The following is a 16525-nucleotide window of genomic DNA, read 5'->3' as shown; positions in this document are numbered from 1 at the left end:
CAAACGATTGGTTAAAAAGCAGTTTTCAATGTGATACGCTACTCAAATGTTTGATTAAATAGCGGTTGAATGGCTGCCCTTAATAAATATTGAATTTTATATGAGCCGAACATAATAGAATATACTAAACAATCGTTTGTTTAAATAGCAGTTTTCAATGATGTATACTATACAAACGTTTGGTTAATTCGCCAAGCTTCATGACCCCGTCGATCGATAGTGCCTGACACCAAATTGCCAGACAAAAAAACACGGAAGAATAAACAGGCTGCCAAGAACAGGAATTAGCATATACATCAAGTCGTTTCCGTTCGTTTTTCCAAGAATAAATTGTAACGGGATATAATTGACAGTCCCGAATGGAATGACATAAGTGAAGAAACGGGCCACCCATTTTTGATAAATATTTAATGGGTATTGGGCCATCTCCCGGCCCCCGTCGGTAAAAATATTCGCTACTTCCAGGCCCTGAACTGTCCAAAAACACATCGTCGCTGCAAGCATATAGATTCCAGTAAAAATAAATACCCCGCTCGTAATCATCAACAAGAGGGTAATAACTTTGATCAGACTCCATTCAATTGAAAGGCCGCTAAGTGCCAAGATTAAAACAAGCACACTTTGAAGCATTCTGCCAACTCTCGTAAACTCAAATTTCGAGCCCAGCACCTGAACAAACGTACTTCGAGGCCGTACCAGGACGCGGTCAAAATCCCCTTTAATTACTAATGCCGAAAAAGAATCAAACCCCCGGGCAAAGCATTCGCTCAAGCTGAACGCCATATGGATCACCGCAAAGCATAACGCCACCTCAGAAAAATTCCAGCCCTTAATCTGGCCAAACCTGTCGAACAAAAAATAAAGACCGGCAAACACGGAAAATGGGATAAAAAACTGTCCGATCGACAACAGCCAAAACGAAGTACGGTATTGCATTTGCGATTTTAAATGGATAAGCAAATATTTTATATAAAGTCTCACCCCTTGTCTAACCCCCTTGCACCACCACTTTTTTTAACACACCGTTCAGCGCTTTTCTCCCCAGCAAAATAAGAACAAGCAAATACGCCATTTGAACCAGGAGGCCAATGGCAGCTTCGTGCTCCGGGATATTACCTGAATAAACGCGGAATGGGAAATCGGCCGTCCAACGAAACGGCAGTACGTTTGCAATTTTTTGCAGCCAATCCGGCATCAGCGGGACTGGGATAATAAGTCCTGCGAAAAATTCACTTAATACGCCAAAAACAAGTAGTGATCCCATCGGTGACAATGTTATAAAAACCGAAATATATAAAAACATGGAGATAGAAACTAATAAGAACAAGCCCAAGAATAAGGAGCTCACAAACAATAAAAACGCTGAGATGCTGTGTGGAAATTCCAGGTTGTAAGGATCAGGTAAAAAATAAGCGATGATTAATATAGGAAAACAGCGAAGAATTGCACTAGAAAGCCGCTGGGCAAGAAGCTTTGCATACCAAAATCCATACAGCCCGTTTGGCCGGCAAAGCTCATAAGCAATATTCCCGCTTGTAATTAAATCGAATAATTCATTATCACGAAACCACATCATGACGAAGACAAGAAATGCCTGCTGAAGCCATATGTACTGGGTTAATTCTTTTAAAGAAATCGGCGGTGTACTGCTGGCATGTTCGTAAAAAGCTTCAAACACCATAATCATGATAAATCCCCAGAAAAATTGTGTTGCTACCCCAGCGAGGGCAGCTGTCCGATATTGCATTCCCATACCCAACCGCAGCTTCAATACGGAAAGATACACTTTCATATTTGGTACTCCTTGTACAGCTGAACAATTATATCTTCGATAGGCTGGGTTTCGATTGCGACATCGGTGAGATCCACTTGCTGAGATAATTCCGTAATGACGTTAGATGTTCTGGTTTGGTCTGTTTCGACACGTAAGACAAGGCGTTCCGGTGACCAAGAAAGGAGTTCTGTACCCGCCGGCGTGCTAATTGGACTTGTGTTTTGGCTGTAATCCACGGTGATCGTTTTACGAGTGCCAAACCGTTTCCGCAATGCCTCTAAATGGCCATCGTAAAGGACGCTCCCTTTTCCAATTAAAATAACCCTGTCTGCAAGGGCTTCAATATCGTTCATATCATGGGTAGTCAGGATGACTGTGACACCTTTTTCCTGATTAATTGTTTTAATAAATTGGCGGACAGCAATTTTTGAAACTGCGTCAAGTCCAATGGTTGGTTCGTCTAAAAATAAAACCTCAGGACTATGGATGAGAGAAGCGGCAATTTCACAGCGCATCCGCTGCCCTAGGCTTAACTGTCTTACAGGCGAGTTCATAATTTCTTGAAGTTCCAATGTTTCGATGAGGAGTTTTAATGTAGTTTGATATTCTTGATGCGGGACCTTGTAGATATCTTTCAGCAGTTCAAATGAATCCATCACTGGGACGTCCCACCAAAGCTGCGAACGCTGCCCAAAAACGACACCGATATGCTGCACATACTTCGTGCGCTCTTTCCAAGGTGTAAAGCCCATGATTTGGCACGTCCCGGTGTCAGGCACCAAGATTCCGCTCATGATTTTTATCGTGGTCGACTTCCCCGCCCCGTTCGGTCCGATGTAGCCGACGATTTCTCCTTGATTAATAGAAAAAGAGATATCCTTTAAGGCTTCAATTGTCGTATGCTCGCGGTAGAAAAGTGCCTTTACTGCCTGCTTTAGTCCCGTTTGACGTTTGGCAATCTTATAGGATTTGCTTATTCCTTCTATGTGAATCATGCTCGAATCCCCCCCTGCATTTTTGAGTCACAGAGGAAAATAATAACATTTAATTTGTTTGGTTGTCAATAATTTTCTGAACAGTAGGAATTTAAAGATGAGCATAAAAAAACGGACTTCCCATTTTAAAAGTCCGTCCATTAACAATCATTATTGACCATCCTGTTTTTCATACAAGTAAAAAATATAATCTGTTGATGGACCTGGATAACCTAGCTGCCGCAGCATTGCCGTGATATTTCCTCGATGGTAAGTGCCGTGATTTACCACATGCTGCACTAATTCTGAAAGTCTTGTTTCCAGTTGACCAAACGCCGGATGTTTCAGCGTCTTATTGGCATTTAAATCCTCTTGGTTGTTCAAAAAATCAAAATATTCATTCGAGAATTCCATGTACTCTTTTTCCATCTCTTCAAGACTCTTATTTTCCAACCTATTAGAATACTCTCCAAACAGCTGCTGTATTTCCTCATAGCTTTTATCTGACATTGCACATAACCAAACTACATCCGTTTTAAAAAGATGGACCACTACTTCTTCCAAACTTGCAAACACACTCTTGATTTGCTGACGGTAAATCTCTGAAGGCAATTCTTTTAAATGGTTAAAAACCCGCTTATTTGCCCAAACATGGTAATCATACAAACGAATACTATCGTTCATTCTGTTCCATCCTCCTTGTAACCTCAGGATAAGTGCATACCTTCTTCTTTTTCTATACGATTGTTGAAAAATCCTTTTACTATTTTCAGGTTATTAAAAGTGATTTAGACAAATTAACCAATATCTAATGTTTTCCCTGTTTCCACCAATGTTTTTGTATTACTTAGGATCATCCACCATGCGGCATCGCTGTTTTCGTAATAAGGATCCCCTTCCTCCCATTGGTCATGAATAAGAGTTAACTTCGTACACCCGCCAGCTGGTTCTAATAGGTAAGATATTCTAGATTCATACTCCTGTTCGTTATCTTTCATATACGACTTTCCAACAAGATGCGTAAAACGGAGTACTTGATTTGGTACATGCTCTAATACCTTTCCATAAACATGGACAGTCTCATCCCCATCCACCCCTGGCCCAACGTATTCCAAAGGATCACCCACTTGAAAGGTAGAATGAATTACACTGCCATAATATATCTTCTTCGTTCCCTCAGGTGAGATTAATGCCTCCCATACTTCTCTAGGAGTCCCGCCAATATAAAAGACATAAGTAAGGTCCCTCATCCTCTTATTCCTCCTGATATTCATTTTTCCTTATCATCATAAACAAACTTCACTGACATATACGGTCAGTGAAGTTTAAGATTTTTGATAATGTTTAACCAATTCAGAAGTGACAGTTACCATTCTTTCTTTTAAAAATAACGGCTCTAGGATATTTATTGCTTTTCCATATGGGAGAAGGTAATAAGGTACATAAGTATTGATTGATTGCTCATCTATTTTAAAATGAGCATGATTTTTCGAACGGCAGGTAAGTGCATGCCCAAATAACCAATGTTGACACAAATCATCAAGAGCGTGCGCATGTCCTTCTATATGAATGGAAATTAATTGATCGGACTGGTCGAGATCAGGCAAAAGACCATTTAGAAAAAATGCACGTGCAGAAAAGTCTACTGGACGTTCAAATTCAGTACCTGTTCTAGAAATGCTAACAATACGGTTTACACGAAAGCTGCGTAATTCACGACGCAGATGGCAATAAGCGATGACATACCAATTCCCTTTCCAATATACGAGTCCATAAGGATCAATACTCCGTGATTTGGGGGAGCTTTCATTTCCTTTTTGGTACTTCATCAATAGCGTAAAACCTTCTGCCACAGATTCTTCTATTTCTTGCAAAAGCGATTCCAAGTCAGAATTAATCGGAGGTTGAATGACATCAAATCCAATTACATGTCGATTAATATATTCTAATTGTTCGGGATTTGTATACTTTTTCAGCTTTGTGACAGCCTGATTCAATACCTCACTAAAGGGATATCCTGCTTCTGATGCAAAACTTGCAGCATGAATTAACGCCTTTTGCTCATCCACGTCAAAAAATAACGGAGCCTTTATAAATTCATGGAGTAAACTGTATCCTCCATTATGACCAGAATCGGAAATGATCGGGACTCCGCTGGCACACAAGGCATCAATATAACGGTATACCGTGCGGACATTGATTTCCAATTCTTCCGCCAGCTGCTTCGCAGTCATTCGTTTTCCTGTTTTAAGCAACCAAAGTATAGAAAGCATATTAATAGCTTTAGACATTGATTATTTAGTCCCTTCGCAACAGAGTAGGTAAGTACTTTTCATTCCATATTAAATATATGCATTATCTCTTAACCAGCTGTCACTTCGTAATCATTCTAGGCATTAAAATCCCAGTGTGGATTCCACACTACTTCCCACAAATGCCCATCAGGGTCTTGGAAATAGCCAGAATATCCACCCCAAAAAGTCTCATGAGGGGGGACTGTGATTACAGCACCCGCCTGCTTCGCCTGTTCCATTACCCTGTCCACTTCTTCTTTACTTTCTACGTTATGACCGATCGTGAATTCGGTGGGACTTGATACGGTCTGCTTAATCTGGGCATCATGTGCAATATCTTGACGTTTCCAAATTGCTAATTTTAGGCCCCCTTGCAGATCAAAAAAAGCAACAGCCCCATGCTCAAGTTCCTGGCCCACTATACCTTCTGTCGGCAATCCAAGGCCATCGCGATAAAACTGCAGCGATTTTTCCAAATTATCTACACCCAACGTTAGTACCGTAATTCGTGGTTTCATTTTCTTACCCCCAGATTTTTATTCTATTACCAGTTTAATGTATTTCCATTTCTTTAATCCAATTATAAAACATTTAACAAAATGTCCATTATTTTAGTTGGAGTATTTTTTATAAAATAGATTTGAAGATTTGCCAATTCAGAAAGGGTGAAGCGCATGATTAAAAGACCTCTTACTAAACCTTTAAAGTTAATACTTCTAGAAATCTTAAACAAACGCATGGACTTGCCTCACGACCAGAAACTTTACTACTCCCAACTAAAAAAAGGTTATGAAGGCGAGATGATGTTTGACGCTTTGACAGAAAAGCTGTCTTGTGATTGCTACATATTAAATGGTCTGCGTTTTGAATTTAACAATACCACGTTTCAAATTGATTCAATGATTGCTATGCAGCAAACCTTGTATATAAATGAGGTAAAAAACTTTGAAGGCGATTACTTTTATAAAAATGGCAAGTTCTATTCGCGAAATGGTTCCGAACGCAAAGATCCGCTGGTCCAATTGGAACGAAGCTCATCTCAACTTAGACAGCTGCTCCATCATCTTGGGTATAAAATAAAGGTAGAGTCTTATGTTGTCCATATTAATCCTGAATTCACCTTATACCAAGCTCCTCTCGACGCGCCAATTATTTTTCCGACACAAATTAATCGATATATTAGTAACTTAAATAGGATTCCTACAATATTAAATCGAAAACATGAAATTCTTTGTGACAAATTAATTTCGCTCCATGTTGAGGAGGATCCTTACGCAAAGCTGCCGCCCTATAAATATGGGGGAATGCGAAAAGGTTTTACATGTGCTATCTGCAATTCGTTTGCAATCTCTGTTCATGGACAGCATTGCGTGTGCGAGGATTGTGGCCATGTAGAGAATGTTGAATCCGCAGTGTTACGAATAGTTTGGGAGATAAAAATGCTGTTTCCTGAGTTGAAGATTACGACTAATCTTGTTTATGATTGGTACGGCGGTGTGGGGGACAAGAAGAGGATACGCAGAATACTTGGGAAGCACTTTAGGTTGGTTGGTGCTCACCAGTGGGCCTACTTTGAGTAAGTTCCTGGTGAGAATTAGTATGTTAAAGGGTTAGTGCGTGATGAAGGACAATTTTGTTTGTGTTGCTATTAGTTTTGTCCTTCATCGGACTTATGAAGACCATTTCGTTCCTGCAACCCGGCTATTTTGGCCTTCATCGACCTTATGAAGACCATTTCGTTCCTCGGCCACGGCTGTTTTGGTCTTCATTCGGCTTATGAAGACCATTTCATTCCTCGGCCACAGCTGTTTTGATCTTCATCCTGCTTGTGAAGATCATTTCGTTCCTCGGCCACGGCTGTTTTGGTCTTCATTCGGTTTATTAAGACCTTTTCGTTCCTCGGGCACGGCTGTTTTGGTCTTCATTCGGCTTATGAAGACCTTTTCGTTCCTCGGCCACGGCTGTTTTGGTCTTCATTCGGCTTATAAAGACCATTTCTTACCTCGGCCACAGCTGTTTTGGCCTTCATCCCGCTTATGAAGACCTTTTCGTTCCTCGGCCACAGCTGTTTTGGTCTTCATCCCGCTTATGAAGACCTTTTCGTTCCTCGGGCACGGCTGTTTTGGTCTTCATCCCGCTTATGAAGACCTTTTCGTTCCTCGGCCACAGCTGTTTTGGTCTTCATCCTGCTTGTGAAGACCATTTCTTACCTCGGCCACAGCTGTTTTGGTCTTCATTCGGCTTATGAAGACCATTTCTTACCTACAACCCGGCTGTTTTGGTCTTCATCCGGCTTATGAAGACCATTTCGCACCTCGGCCACGGCTGTTTTGGTCTTCATCCCGCTTATGAAGACCATTTCGCACCTCGACCACAGCTATTTTGGTCTTCATCCCGCTTATGAAGACCATTTCTTACCTGCACCACGACTGTTTTGGTCTTCATCCCGCTTATGAAGACCTTTTCTTACCTGCACCACGACTGTTTTGGTCTTCATCCCGCTTATGAAGACCATTTCTTATCTGCGCCTGGGCTATTTGGTCTTCATTTGAACTAATAAAAGACATTTTTTAATTTCAACGGCAATCATGCCTTCCAGCCTGCCATAAAAGAGATCTCTATAGAACCCGCCTCTTCAAAACCCTTGCCAAAACACCCACCGTCATCACCATCATCAAAACCAAAACCCCACCTGCAATAAAAAATACAAAGCCTGGTCTTACACCAAAGGAGTAACTCCAGTATCCCGTTCCGATAAAGGCCACCAGCAAAAACAACTCAAATAAAAGGGCCATAACAGTAAACAAAAGATAAGGGACAACGATTTTTTTATGTGAAACGTGCTGTAAAGTAAGTCCTTGCCAACAAAGATCGGCTAATTTCCCCATATACATCACCCCATGAAAACATGCTTATTATAAAGTATGTCCAGGGGAAAATTTTTAGAAACCCGCCAAATTACAATTTTAACCTGATGTTCATACTCCATTCACATTCACGGCTTAAGCTAAGGACAAATGTTGATAAGGAGTTGAACAAAATGTTTAAACCCATTCAAAGTCTAGTTAAATTCTCTAGCAGTAAACGCGGTTCCAAAGCAGTTCTTTTTATTTGGATTGCCGCTGTCATATTATTAAGCGTTCTTGCGCCTTCATCCAAGCAGTATTCTGTAAGCAGTAAAGAAGGAAGTGTGAAAAACGATACGCCTTCAGCTATTGCCAGCCAGCAATTAAAAGAGCAGTTTCCTTCTAAAGACGGCTTAACAGGTTTACTAGTTTTTCACGATAATAATAAAATTAACGATCAGGAGCGTGAAAAAATAACGGAATTCAGCAAGTGGCTTGCTTCTGACCAAAAACCGCAAAATATTGCGAGTGCCCTTCCGTTCCACCAGTTTCCAAAGCCAGTACAGGATCAAATGTTTTCAAAAGATGGGACAACACTGTTATTTAATTTCTCCTTAAAAGAAGGAACAGATTCGCATGATGCAAACCAGGTCATTAAGGACCTGAACAAAAAACTAAAAGATATGCGATTGGGATCCCTTCAAATAGAAATCACAGGGCCTGCGGGAATCACTTCTGATACGATCACGATTTTCAAAAATGCCGACTTTGTGTTGATGCTAGCCACGATTGTTTTAATCTTTGCGTTATTATTGTTCATTTACCGTTCGCCATTACTTGCAATTATTCCGCTCGTCATCGCAGCGATTGTGTATCAGGTTGTGGACCGGGTTTTAGGCTTAGGCGGGAAAAATGATTGGTTTGTTCTCGACAGCTCAGCCATTTCGATTATGTTAGTTTTACTATTTGCCGTATTAACGGATTACAGCTTATTTATCTTCTCACGCTACCGCGAAGAACTGAAAAAATATGATAGTAAATTTGATGCCATGGGAGAGGCGATCCACCATGTGTCAGAACCGATTTTATTTAGCGGCGGCACCGTCCTTTTGGCCGTATTAACGCTGTTTACAACAGTATTCATGCCATATAACCATTTTGCACCGGTATTTTCGGTCGCCATGGTATTTATCCTAGCAGCAGGACTTACCTTAATCCCTAGTATTTTTGCCTTAGTTGGACGAAAAGCCTTTTGGCCGTTTATTCCAAAGGTGAAAGAAAAAGCTCAAACGAAACATGGTTTTTGGAATAATGTCAGCAAGCAGGTCCGCAAGCATCCTGCGGTAATAGCTGCTATTTTACTTATTGCTTTGCTGGCGGGTGCTTTTAATACGCTATCTATTCAATATTCATTTAACATCATGAAGTCGTTCCCGGATGACCTTTCTTCCCGTAAAGGCTTTGAATTATTGGAAGACCATTATCCTGCCGGGGAATTAGCACCTGTAACAGTAATTTTAAAAAGCGACAAGGAGATTACCTTAAATGAGGAATTTTTAACGAAAGTCCAAAATCTTGAGGGAAAAATAAAAGCCATTAATGGAATAGATTCTATCAGCCAGCCAATCACGGCTGCCATGCTGAAAAATCCGGAAATGCTGCCACACGGATTAATGAGTGATACCAAACAAGCAGTCAAATTTCAAGTCGTGTTAAAAGATAATCCTTACGACAAAGGCGCACTTGAAGCCGTCCAGAAACTTCGTGACCAAGGAAATTCAATGCTTAAGCAAAGCGGATTTTCGTCTGGCACTCAGATTCATTTCTCTGGGCAGACAGCAGAACAGCTAGATATTCGAGCGATGAATCAACGGGATATGATCATCTTATTTTCTCTAGTAACGGTGCTCATAACAATTATGCTAGGAATTCAAACACGATCTATACTCATGCCAATCTTAATGATGGCAACGATCTTATTGTCATATGGCGCGACCATCGGGTTCGGGTGGATTATTTTCCACGATATTTTGGGGTATGATTCCATCAGCTACCGCTTGCCGGTGTACACCTTTGTGTTTATGGTTGCCCTTGGAGTAGATTACAATATTATGCTCGTGTCTCGAATTAAGGAAGAAGCTGCTAAGTTTTCATGGAGAGAGGCCGTTGGAAATGGGGTTGCTTTAACTGGCGGTGTGATTTCATCAGCGGGTATCATTTTGGCGGCAACCTTTGCGGTATTAATGACGCAGCCGCTGCAAGAGCTATTTTTATTCGGAGTTACGATGGCTGTGGGTGTCTTGATGGATACCTTCCTTGTGAGGGGAATGCTGCTGCCTTCCATCTTGATTTTGACTAACAGAAAAGACCGAGCCCAAGTCACGCCTAAGAATAAACAAGTTACACAAATTCATTAAGGAAAAACCGAACGGTATTTGACACCGTTCGGTTTTTTTATGCTGGTGCCTGACACCATGTGAATTTTGGGTAACTAGTACGCTTTAGAACGCATATTTAAATAAACCATAATAGAGCGGTCCAACAAGGATTACTAATGACACCGCTACAATAATGAATCTTACATTTGGAGGGATCTCATCGATCGATTCATCATCGTAATGATGGTTGAAAAACATACCAAAAATAACATCCCACAATAATCCTCCAAAAAATACAAATTTCCAAACAAGCGGGTTTAGAATTTGCGTATTGGTTACATAACCAAACAAGCCAATCCATGTAATAATCGAAACGACAAAATCAACTTTTGCTAGAAACGTTTTATATTTCCCTTTAAGTAAATAGCCGATCGCAATAGTTCCTAATATCCCTAAATAAATCGTCCATAAAATATTTCCAAACATACTTGTACCTCTTTTTTATAATATTTTCACCTATTAAATTGTTAGTGAATATGTCGTGCAATGCCAGTGTTTGGCACTTGATTTCCGCTTGCCTTCCCAGCCCATTTTCTTTAGTTCCTTCGCTATGAATCTATTAAAAAATCCATGACCAACTAAAACAACTGAATGATGATCCTCTGCCTGCTTCACCAATTGTTCAGCTGCTAATTTTGCCCTTTGTTTGGCGCGGGCAATAGATTCGCATTGCCGTGAATAGCCCATGAACCAAAGACATCTTAACATAACTGCCCAGCTTGCTGGACTTAATTTGACCCCTGCTATTCTGGGCAGCACTGGTAATTCGACTTCCCTGTATAATTTGTCCACAATGGCTTTAATATGCGGGTTTAACAAACTTGCGGACTCTATTGTCCTTTTCAAATCACTTGTAATCACAAGATTTGCCGCTGCCATTTTTTCAAGCGCTAAGGAGGGGTAAGCCTTTTCTTCAAACACTCCGCTTCTGTCATACTTTTCAACCCAGCCTTGAAATTCCATGCAATTCATTAGGTTGTTATCAACATGCTTGGATTTGCCATGCCTAATCAGTGAAATTTCCATACTAATCTCCAGGAAAAATATAGTTTTTGAACCCATCTCATTTTACCATTTCATCTGGTATTAATTTCAAGCGAACGTTTGATTTAAAAAAAACATCGTTCCAATACTCAGAACGATGTTTCGTACAGAATATTATTTATGAACCACTAAGTGCGCAAAATGAAAATGATCAAAAGCATGTAATCCATCTGTTCTGCCGGAAAAATACATTTCTTCAATATTAGCCGGGGAAAGATTTTCATACAACAGCATGTTGCAATCCTGGAGTTCTCTGTCCATTTCAAACGGATCAAAGCCGGTCAAGATCGTCTCTCCTGTGCTGGCTGTTATTTGCCTCATCTGGGTCATTTTCTTGGCAGCCGTTTTCTCATCAAAAGCCGCTTCATCAAGGTAATCAAATACAAAGGAACTTCCGTTTACCGCTAAATCCGATACACTGGATAAAAGCTTAAAGAAATCTTGTTTCTCTAAATACATTACGACACCAAGCAGACTAAAATAGCTATACTGTTGCCGATTATAGCCAGCCTTTTTTAACTCATCCAAAAGAGAATCTGATGTAAAATCTACCGGAACAAATTTTATATTTTCAGGGATGTCCAGCCCCATTTCCTCAAGACGGTTTCGTTTAAACTCCTGAGTCGTGGGGTGATCGACCTCATAAATAGTAAAATCATCCGGAAGGTTTTCCTGCCGCCAAGCAAACGTATCAAACCCTGCACCTAATATGACATACTGCCGGTAGCCTCTCTTGATTGCTGATATCAGGCCATTCTCGGCATACCTGGACCGGCTGACCAGCTGTGGAATCGTCTGGGTATTCATCACCCACTCTAATTTTTCATCAAAACTCTTTAACGTCTCACCTTTTTCCATGTCAAAAAAATGAATCGCATTGGCCCAATTTGACCCAATCAAATGTTTTTCTTCCTCATGCAAAAGAGAGTTTGCTATACAATCTTGAAAAATAGGGTTTTGGCTTTTCGACGCATGATAACCTCTGGCAAAACAGCTTACTAACGCGGTTAAACTACCCTTATTTTGATTCAAAAAAATTCCCCCTTAAACAGAAAGACTCCTAGCTAAATGCAGCCAGGAGTCTATAATAAGACGGAATTTACATTGTGTCAATTAATATTTAATTATAGCATATAATTAAATATTTGTCAATGGTTTTTTCAAAAAAACTACATGTAAAGACCCGCTAAAAAAATTCCCATTGTATCGTCGTAAATCTTATCAAATTGTTCAATCGGTAGCGGGTTGGTTCCACTGCCGAGTTCAATAGTAAAACCAGGCCGGCGCCATTCTTGGATAAACCAGTCCTTATAACCTGCATAGCTTTCGATATTCTTTACCGGCTCGTAGCCGCTTACCCGGAAAAATTCATTCACCATGATTTCTGATTGAGGTGGTTCAAGATTATCAAAGCCCCAATAAATCTCTTCACCTTGAGTATGAAATGCCAGCACCCTAGAGAAATCACGACTTTTTGCAAGATCTGCCATCGCAATAGCTTCTGGCTCCGTCAGAGGCTTTTCACCGCCATAATCCCTTGGGCCCGGCTGCTTCGGGTGACCCTCCCCCTCTTCTTCCCACTTTGCCGGAAATTGATCATTCAAATCGACTCCCCTAATATTGGCCTTCCATCCTGAAAAATCCTGACTGCCATTATTCATTTCCACCAGTCTACTTTCCCATGCTTCCGGCGGGCCATTCAAAACAAGATTAACCCCGTCCGGATTCACCATTGGCACTATGGATAAGAATGTTTCTTTGTATAATGGAAAAGTTTTTATGCCCCGCATTAGAGTCTGATTCGTAAGCGCCAAAAGATAATCATTCAAACAGGTCATCAAAACAGCGGTGGTAATCCACTCATTAGCATGAAACGAACCATTATAGTGAACCTTTTTCAGACCGCTTCCTACTGTAATTTCTGGAATATCGTTCTCTAGAACAGTTTTTCCGATAGCACTCGTCTTCATAAATGGATATATCATCTGCAATCTTCGAATATCTCTTTTTAGAACGTTGTAATCGTAATTCTGCTTTCCATAAACCACTCTGCGAGTAATTTGCTGCGGTACTTTGATCATCTGCCCTGGCTGCAGCAAATTGGGGTTCATATCCGAATTGGCTGCCAATAACGCATCCAGTTTAAAATCCATTTTTTCAGCAATGGACCAGAACGAGTCATTTTCCTTAAGCAAATACCCTCGAAACTCGAACCCCGGAATTTTCACGGTTTGTCCAATCGATAGCTGCTCCGGCTGTATCCCCGGATTGGAATCTATAATAAGCTGCTGATGAATTTGAAACAATTGACTATAATACGCAATCGAATCCCCGCTTCTTGCAACAATATCCACTATAGCTCCCCCTGCAGTTCATAATCTTATTACTCTAAATGTATGCGGCGGAAATATAATTATTAAAAAAGAGGGAAGTGGAAGATTGGTGTCAGGCACCATAAAAAACCAGGCCTTTTAATAAAGTGCCCCTTTGAATTTACCTGGCTTTTTGACGTAGCTCTCAATAATAAATCCACAGTCTGTGCAAAGAATGTATTCAACATTCGAACCCATGCTCATCTTATTATCCGGGTACATGACAGCATATCCAGAATGCTTCCCTATCCCCAATTCTCGTCCACCACATTTAGGACACTCTGTTGCTTTTGATGTATGATCCATCAAAAAAACCCCCAAGCTATGAAATAATTTAATTATATTTTACCATATAATTCCTATCCCTTTTAAAAATAAAAAACACACTGTGATTTGAATCACAATGTGTTTTCCTATGACTCTATTTATTTAGCTGGTTAATAAACTCCTTCATAAATCCTGGAAGATCCGGCCATGCATGTCCGGAAACAAGATTACCTTCCACATGCAGTGTGTTTTCAATATAGGTTGCGCCACATGCTTCAACATCCGGCTTGCAAGCGATATAAGCAGTCAGCTCACGGCCCTCTAAATATTGGCGGACCGTTGTTAATACAAGGCTGGCATGACAAATCGCACCAACCGGTTTATTCGCTTCAAAGAAATGAGCAACAATTCTTGGGACATTTTCGTTTAAACGAATATATTCCGGCGCTCTTCCACCAGGAATAATTAAGCCGTCATATTCTTCCGGATTAACCTCTTCAAAAGCCAATTGAGAATCGATTAAATAGCCTTTACTTTCGGTATACGTATCCCAGCCGATAAAGTCATGAACGACCGTTTGCAGCTTCTTTTTCGATGGAGCAGCAATTTTCACATCATACCCTTCCTCAAGACAGCGAAAATACGGATAATAAATCTCCAACGCCTCAACTGCATCCCCAGCAATGATTAGTACCTTTTTTGACATATATGTAATCCTCCTCTCAAGAGTTGAGCAATATTGCCCATATTTATATATTCTTGAAATTTACTAAAATTCCCTTTACTTTATAAAAAAAATACCAACTTTCTGTGAAGAAAATTGGTATCGCTCACTTAATAATTTTTATATTTCCTCTCTCAATTCGCTTTCTGATTGAATTGAGCATAAATAATTTAAATACCTTTCTAGTCGGCGGGAAAAGCATTAAAAACCCGGTGATATCCGTAATGAAACCTGGTGTTAACAGCAAAACTCCGCCAACTAGGATGCAGATTCCATCTAAAACTGCACTGCCGGGAATTTGTCCATGCCGAAGCTGCTCCTGCGCCCTGCGAATCGTTTGGAGTCCTTCTCGTTTTGCCAAATAAGCCCCTAAAACTCCAGTTGCTAAAATAATCAGCAATGTTGGCCAAACGCCAATGGTTTTCCCTGATAAAAGTAATACCGCGATTTCCGCTGCAGGAATGGCGACAATTAATAGAAATAAATACCGCATGAAGAATCTCCTTCCGTTCGGTGTGATTCTATTATATAAGTGGTGTCTGATTAATGAAAGGATAACAGCTTTTGATTTCAATCAAACGTTTGGTTAGCAGGTCTGCATTTTAAACGAACGTTTGATTAGCAACTCGAATTTTTCAAACAAACGTTTAATTAGCAGTTCAACTCTTTTAAACAAACGTTTGGTTGAACAAGTCAGGGGGGCGATACCCAGTTTATTTTTGAACAGCTTCCCCAACTGCTTCTTTATATTTTTCATACCACTTTTTCCATTCTTCCATTCTCTCGATGGTCCTGCCGTCCATTAATGCCTCTATTACATCAAGGCATACATGCCAGCCGGCAAGGTCTTTGGGGGTATGGTCAGTAATTTCCGCAAGCTTTTCAATCATTGTCAACTTGCAGCCTTCTTTTTCAGGAGCCAACTCAAATCGTACCGTATCAGCCCACCAAGAGAATTCAAGTACCGAATACATTTTGAATTCGTAAATTGGTAGTTCTTCTAATGTGCCATTCTGCATATCGAACGTCATATGCCCGCCTTCTTGCAGCTCACACACTCGCAGTTCGTTAAACCATTTAGCAAGCTTTTCGTTTTCCGTCAGCCAGGACCATACCTCTTCGACGGGATGTTTGAGGTGACGGTCAAAACGGGCGGTGTAACCCTTATTTGCTTTTTCAATTACGGCTATCATTGGCGATTCCTGCCTCTCACTAATATTTATTCCCATACTACTATTTTTTACAGCCATTTCTCAAGTAATGATCTAATGATAGCCTTGATACATTGACCAAAATAGCTGCTTTCCTCCTTTTGTGGTCAATGAAACCCTACTCCATTGACCATAATGACCGCTCTTTCCTGTTTTCGGGCAATGCACCCCACACCCATTGACCAAAATAGCCGCTCTCCACGATTTTCGGAGTCAAGTCCTGATTTTTGTGTAAAATCAAAGGCAATTATTTTCAACTTATTTCCTTTATATTCTCTATCCATACCCTTTCATTTTTTTTGACGAAACTTCCATGGTTTTTCTTCTACATATCCGGGAAGGGCTGTCAAAGGCTTTTCACTTTGACAGCCCTTCCCGGATATGTGATCATCCCATGATGGAAGTGGAGTCGAAAAATAAAGCAAAATTAGTTATTAATTAATGTCTTCCTCATGGAGTAGGCCTCTTGATATTGCATTAGAACGGCACCTACCAATCGAAAGGCAGATTGGGTATTTGGAAAGATACGAATTACTTTTTCCCTTCTGCGTACTTCCTGGTTTAAGCGTTGTGAATTTGTT

19 protein-coding genes are annotated in these 16525 nt (G+C 40.5%); 2 read left to right on the top strand and 17 right to left on the bottom strand.

Annotated elements, in window-relative coordinates; translation table 11 throughout:
- Positions 1-198: 198 nt before the first annotated feature.
- The 7 genes from A6749_RS13895 to A6749_RS13865 form a co-directional block, all read right to left on the bottom strand.
- Complete coding sequence (locus A6749_RS13895; protein ID WP_174842902.1) at positions 199-981, bottom strand: ABC transporter permease; 783 nt, start codon at positions 979-981, stop codon at positions 199-201.
- A 7-nt stretch (positions 982-988) separates the two neighbouring features.
- Complete coding sequence (locus A6749_RS13890) at positions 989-1792, bottom strand: ABC transporter permease (RefSeq protein ID WP_066390411.1); 804 nt, start codon at positions 1790-1792, stop codon at positions 989-991.
- Positions 1789-2769, bottom strand: coding sequence for an ABC transporter ATP-binding protein (locus A6749_RS13885; RefSeq protein WP_066390409.1), 981 nt, complete (start codon positions 2767-2769; stop codon positions 1789-1791). Before A6749_RS13885 ends, A6749_RS13890 begins: the two co-directional genes overlap by 4 nt.
- Positions 2770-2919: 150 nt before the next feature.
- Positions 2920-3432 carry a DinB family protein gene (locus A6749_RS13880; RefSeq protein ID WP_066390407.1) on the bottom strand — a complete coding sequence of 171 codons (513 nt, stop codon included), beginning with the start codon at positions 3430-3432 and terminating at the stop codon, positions 2920-2922.
- Between the two features lie 113 nt (positions 3433-3545).
- On the bottom strand, positions 3546-3998 hold the full coding sequence (locus tag A6749_RS13875) for an SRPBCC domain-containing protein (protein WP_066390405.1): 453 nt from the start codon (positions 3996-3998) through the stop codon (positions 3546-3548).
- A 75-nt stretch (positions 3999-4073) separates the two neighbouring features.
- Entirely contained in the window at positions 4074-5039 is a 966-nt protein-coding gene (locus tag A6749_RS13870) for a helix-turn-helix transcriptional regulator (protein WP_066390403.1), read from the bottom strand.
- A 98-nt stretch (positions 5040-5137) separates the two neighbouring features.
- Positions 5138-5560 carry a VOC family protein gene (locus A6749_RS13865; protein WP_066390401.1) on the bottom strand — a complete coding sequence of 141 codons (423 nt, stop codon included), beginning with the start codon at positions 5558-5560 and terminating at the stop codon, positions 5138-5140.
- 156 nt (positions 5561-5716) lie between these two features.
- On the opposite strand from A6749_RS13865, the gene A6749_RS13860 reads away from it, so the two are divergent.
- Positions 5717-6622: a nuclease-related domain-containing protein gene (locus tag A6749_RS13860; protein ID WP_066390393.1), complete on the top strand. Its 906-nt coding sequence runs from the start codon at positions 5717-5719 to the stop codon at positions 6620-6622.
- A gap of 1038 nt (positions 6623-7660) precedes the next feature.
- On the opposite strand, the gene A6749_RS13855 is transcribed toward A6749_RS13860, so the two are convergent.
- A complete protein-coding gene (locus tag A6749_RS13855; RefSeq protein WP_084797825.1) occupies positions 7661-7930 on the bottom strand; it encodes a hypothetical protein in 270 nt (89 codons plus the stop codon).
- Between the two features lie 152 nt (positions 7931-8082).
- Here A6749_RS13855 and A6749_RS13850 point away from each other — a divergent pair, with 152 nt between their 5' ends.
- On the top strand, positions 8083-10305 hold the full coding sequence (locus A6749_RS13850) for an MMPL family transporter (protein WP_084797824.1): 2223 nt from the start codon (positions 8083-8085) through the stop codon (positions 10303-10305).
- Positions 10306-10389: 84 nt separating this feature from the next.
- Here the strand turns inward: A6749_RS13850 and A6749_RS13845 are convergent, their stop codons facing one another.
- The 9 genes from A6749_RS13845 to A6749_RS27670 all read right to left on the bottom strand — a co-directional run.
- Positions 10390-10752, bottom strand: coding sequence for a hypothetical protein (locus A6749_RS13845; RefSeq protein ID WP_084797823.1), 363 nt, complete (start codon positions 10750-10752; stop codon positions 10390-10392).
- A 33-nt stretch (positions 10753-10785) separates the two neighbouring features.
- On the bottom strand, positions 10786-11352 hold the full coding sequence (locus A6749_RS13840; RefSeq protein WP_066390389.1) for a histidine phosphatase family protein: 567 nt from the start codon (positions 11350-11352) through the stop codon (positions 10786-10788).
- Positions 11353-11484: 132 nt separating this feature from the next.
- Positions 11485-12402 (bottom strand): class I SAM-dependent methyltransferase, encoded by a 918-nt coding sequence (locus tag A6749_RS13835; protein ID WP_066390388.1) that lies wholly within the window; start codon positions 12400-12402, stop codon positions 11485-11487.
- 137 nt (positions 12403-12539) lie between these two features.
- Positions 12540-13724: a M14 family metallopeptidase gene (locus A6749_RS13830; RefSeq protein WP_066390387.1), complete on the bottom strand. Its 1185-nt coding sequence runs from the start codon at positions 13722-13724 to the stop codon at positions 12540-12542.
- Between the two features lie 117 nt (positions 13725-13841).
- Complete coding sequence (locus A6749_RS13825; RefSeq protein WP_066390386.1) at positions 13842-14048, bottom strand: transcription initiation factor TFIIIB; 207 nt, start codon at positions 14046-14048, stop codon at positions 13842-13844.
- A gap of 115 nt (positions 14049-14163) precedes the next feature.
- Positions 14164-14715 (bottom strand): DJ-1/PfpI family protein, encoded by a 552-nt coding sequence (locus tag A6749_RS13820; RefSeq protein ID WP_066390384.1) that lies wholly within the window; start codon positions 14713-14715, stop codon positions 14164-14166.
- Positions 14716-14839: 124 nt separating this feature from the next.
- Positions 14840-15226: an FxsA family protein gene (locus A6749_RS13815; RefSeq protein WP_066390381.1), complete on the bottom strand. Its 387-nt coding sequence runs from the start codon at positions 15224-15226 to the stop codon at positions 14840-14842.
- A gap of 220 nt (positions 15227-15446) precedes the next feature.
- On the bottom strand, positions 15447-15926 hold the full coding sequence (locus tag A6749_RS13810; protein WP_066390377.1) for an SRPBCC family protein: 480 nt from the start codon (positions 15924-15926) through the stop codon (positions 15447-15449).
- A 445-nt stretch (positions 15927-16371) separates the two neighbouring features.
- Positions 16372-16525: transposase (locus tag A6749_RS27670; protein WP_180321131.1), on the bottom strand; the 154-nt coding region annotated here is incomplete at its 5' end.

This window comes from Neobacillus mesonae, from assembly GCF_001636315.1.
Classification (GTDB): domain Bacteria; phylum Bacillota; class Bacilli; order Bacillales; family Cytobacillaceae; genus Neobacillus; species Neobacillus mesonae.
Note: the sequence above shows the minus strand (reverse complement) of the source record. Positions and strands in the feature narration are given on the sequence as shown.

Bases quoted from the DNA above. Each gene is read 5' to 3' on its own strand.
- A6749_RS13890 (WP_066390411.1), bottom strand. From the start codon at position 1,792: ATGAAAGTGTATCTTTCCGTATTGAAGCTGCGGTTGGGTATGGGAATG.
- A6749_RS13885 (WP_066390409.1), bottom strand. From the start codon at position 2,769: ATGATTCACATAGAAGGAATAAGCAAATCCTATAAGATTGCCAAACGT.
- A6749_RS13880 (WP_066390407.1), bottom strand. From the start codon at position 3,432: ATGAACGATAGTATTCGTTTGTATGATTACCATGTTTGGGCAAATAAG.
- A6749_RS13875 (WP_066390405.1), bottom strand. From the start codon at position 3,998: ATGAGGGACCTTACTTATGTCTTTTATATTGGCGGGACTCCTAGAGAA.
- A6749_RS13870 (WP_066390403.1), bottom strand. From the start codon at position 5,039: ATGTCTAAAGCTATTAATATGCTTTCTATACTTTGGTTGCTTAAAACA.
- A6749_RS13865 (WP_066390401.1), bottom strand. From the start codon at position 5,560: ATGAAACCACGAATTACGGTACTAACGTTGGGTGTAGATAATTTGGAA.
- A6749_RS13860 (WP_066390393.1), top strand. From the start codon at position 5,717: ATGATTAAAAGACCTCTTACTAAACCTTTAAAGTTAATACTTCTAGAA.
- A6749_RS13855 (WP_084797825.1), bottom strand. From the start codon at position 7,930: ATGGGGAAATTAGCCGATCTTTGTTGGCAAGGACTTACTTTACAGCAC.
- A6749_RS13850 (WP_084797824.1), top strand. From the start codon at position 8,083: ATGTTTAAACCCATTCAAAGTCTAGTTAAATTCTCTAGCAGTAAACGC.
- A6749_RS13845 (WP_084797823.1), bottom strand. From the start codon at position 10,752: ATGTTTGGAAATATTTTATGGACGATTTATTTAGGGATATTAGGAACT.
- A6749_RS13840 (WP_066390389.1), bottom strand. From the start codon at position 11,352: ATGGAAATTTCACTGATTAGGCATGGCAAATCCAAGCATGTTGATAAC.
- A6749_RS13825 (WP_066390386.1), bottom strand. From the start codon at position 14,048: ATGGATCATACATCAAAAGCAACAGAGTGTCCTAAATGTGGTGGACGA.
- A6749_RS13820 (WP_066390384.1), bottom strand. From the start codon at position 14,715: ATGTCAAAAAAGGTACTAATCATTGCTGGGGATGCAGTTGAGGCGTTG.
- A6749_RS13815 (WP_066390381.1), bottom strand. From the start codon at position 15,226: ATGCGGTATTTATTTCTATTAATTGTCGCCATTCCTGCAGCGGAAATC.
- A6749_RS13810 (WP_066390377.1), bottom strand. From the start codon at position 15,926: ATGATAGCCGTAATTGAAAAAGCAAATAAGGGTTACACCGCCCGTTTT.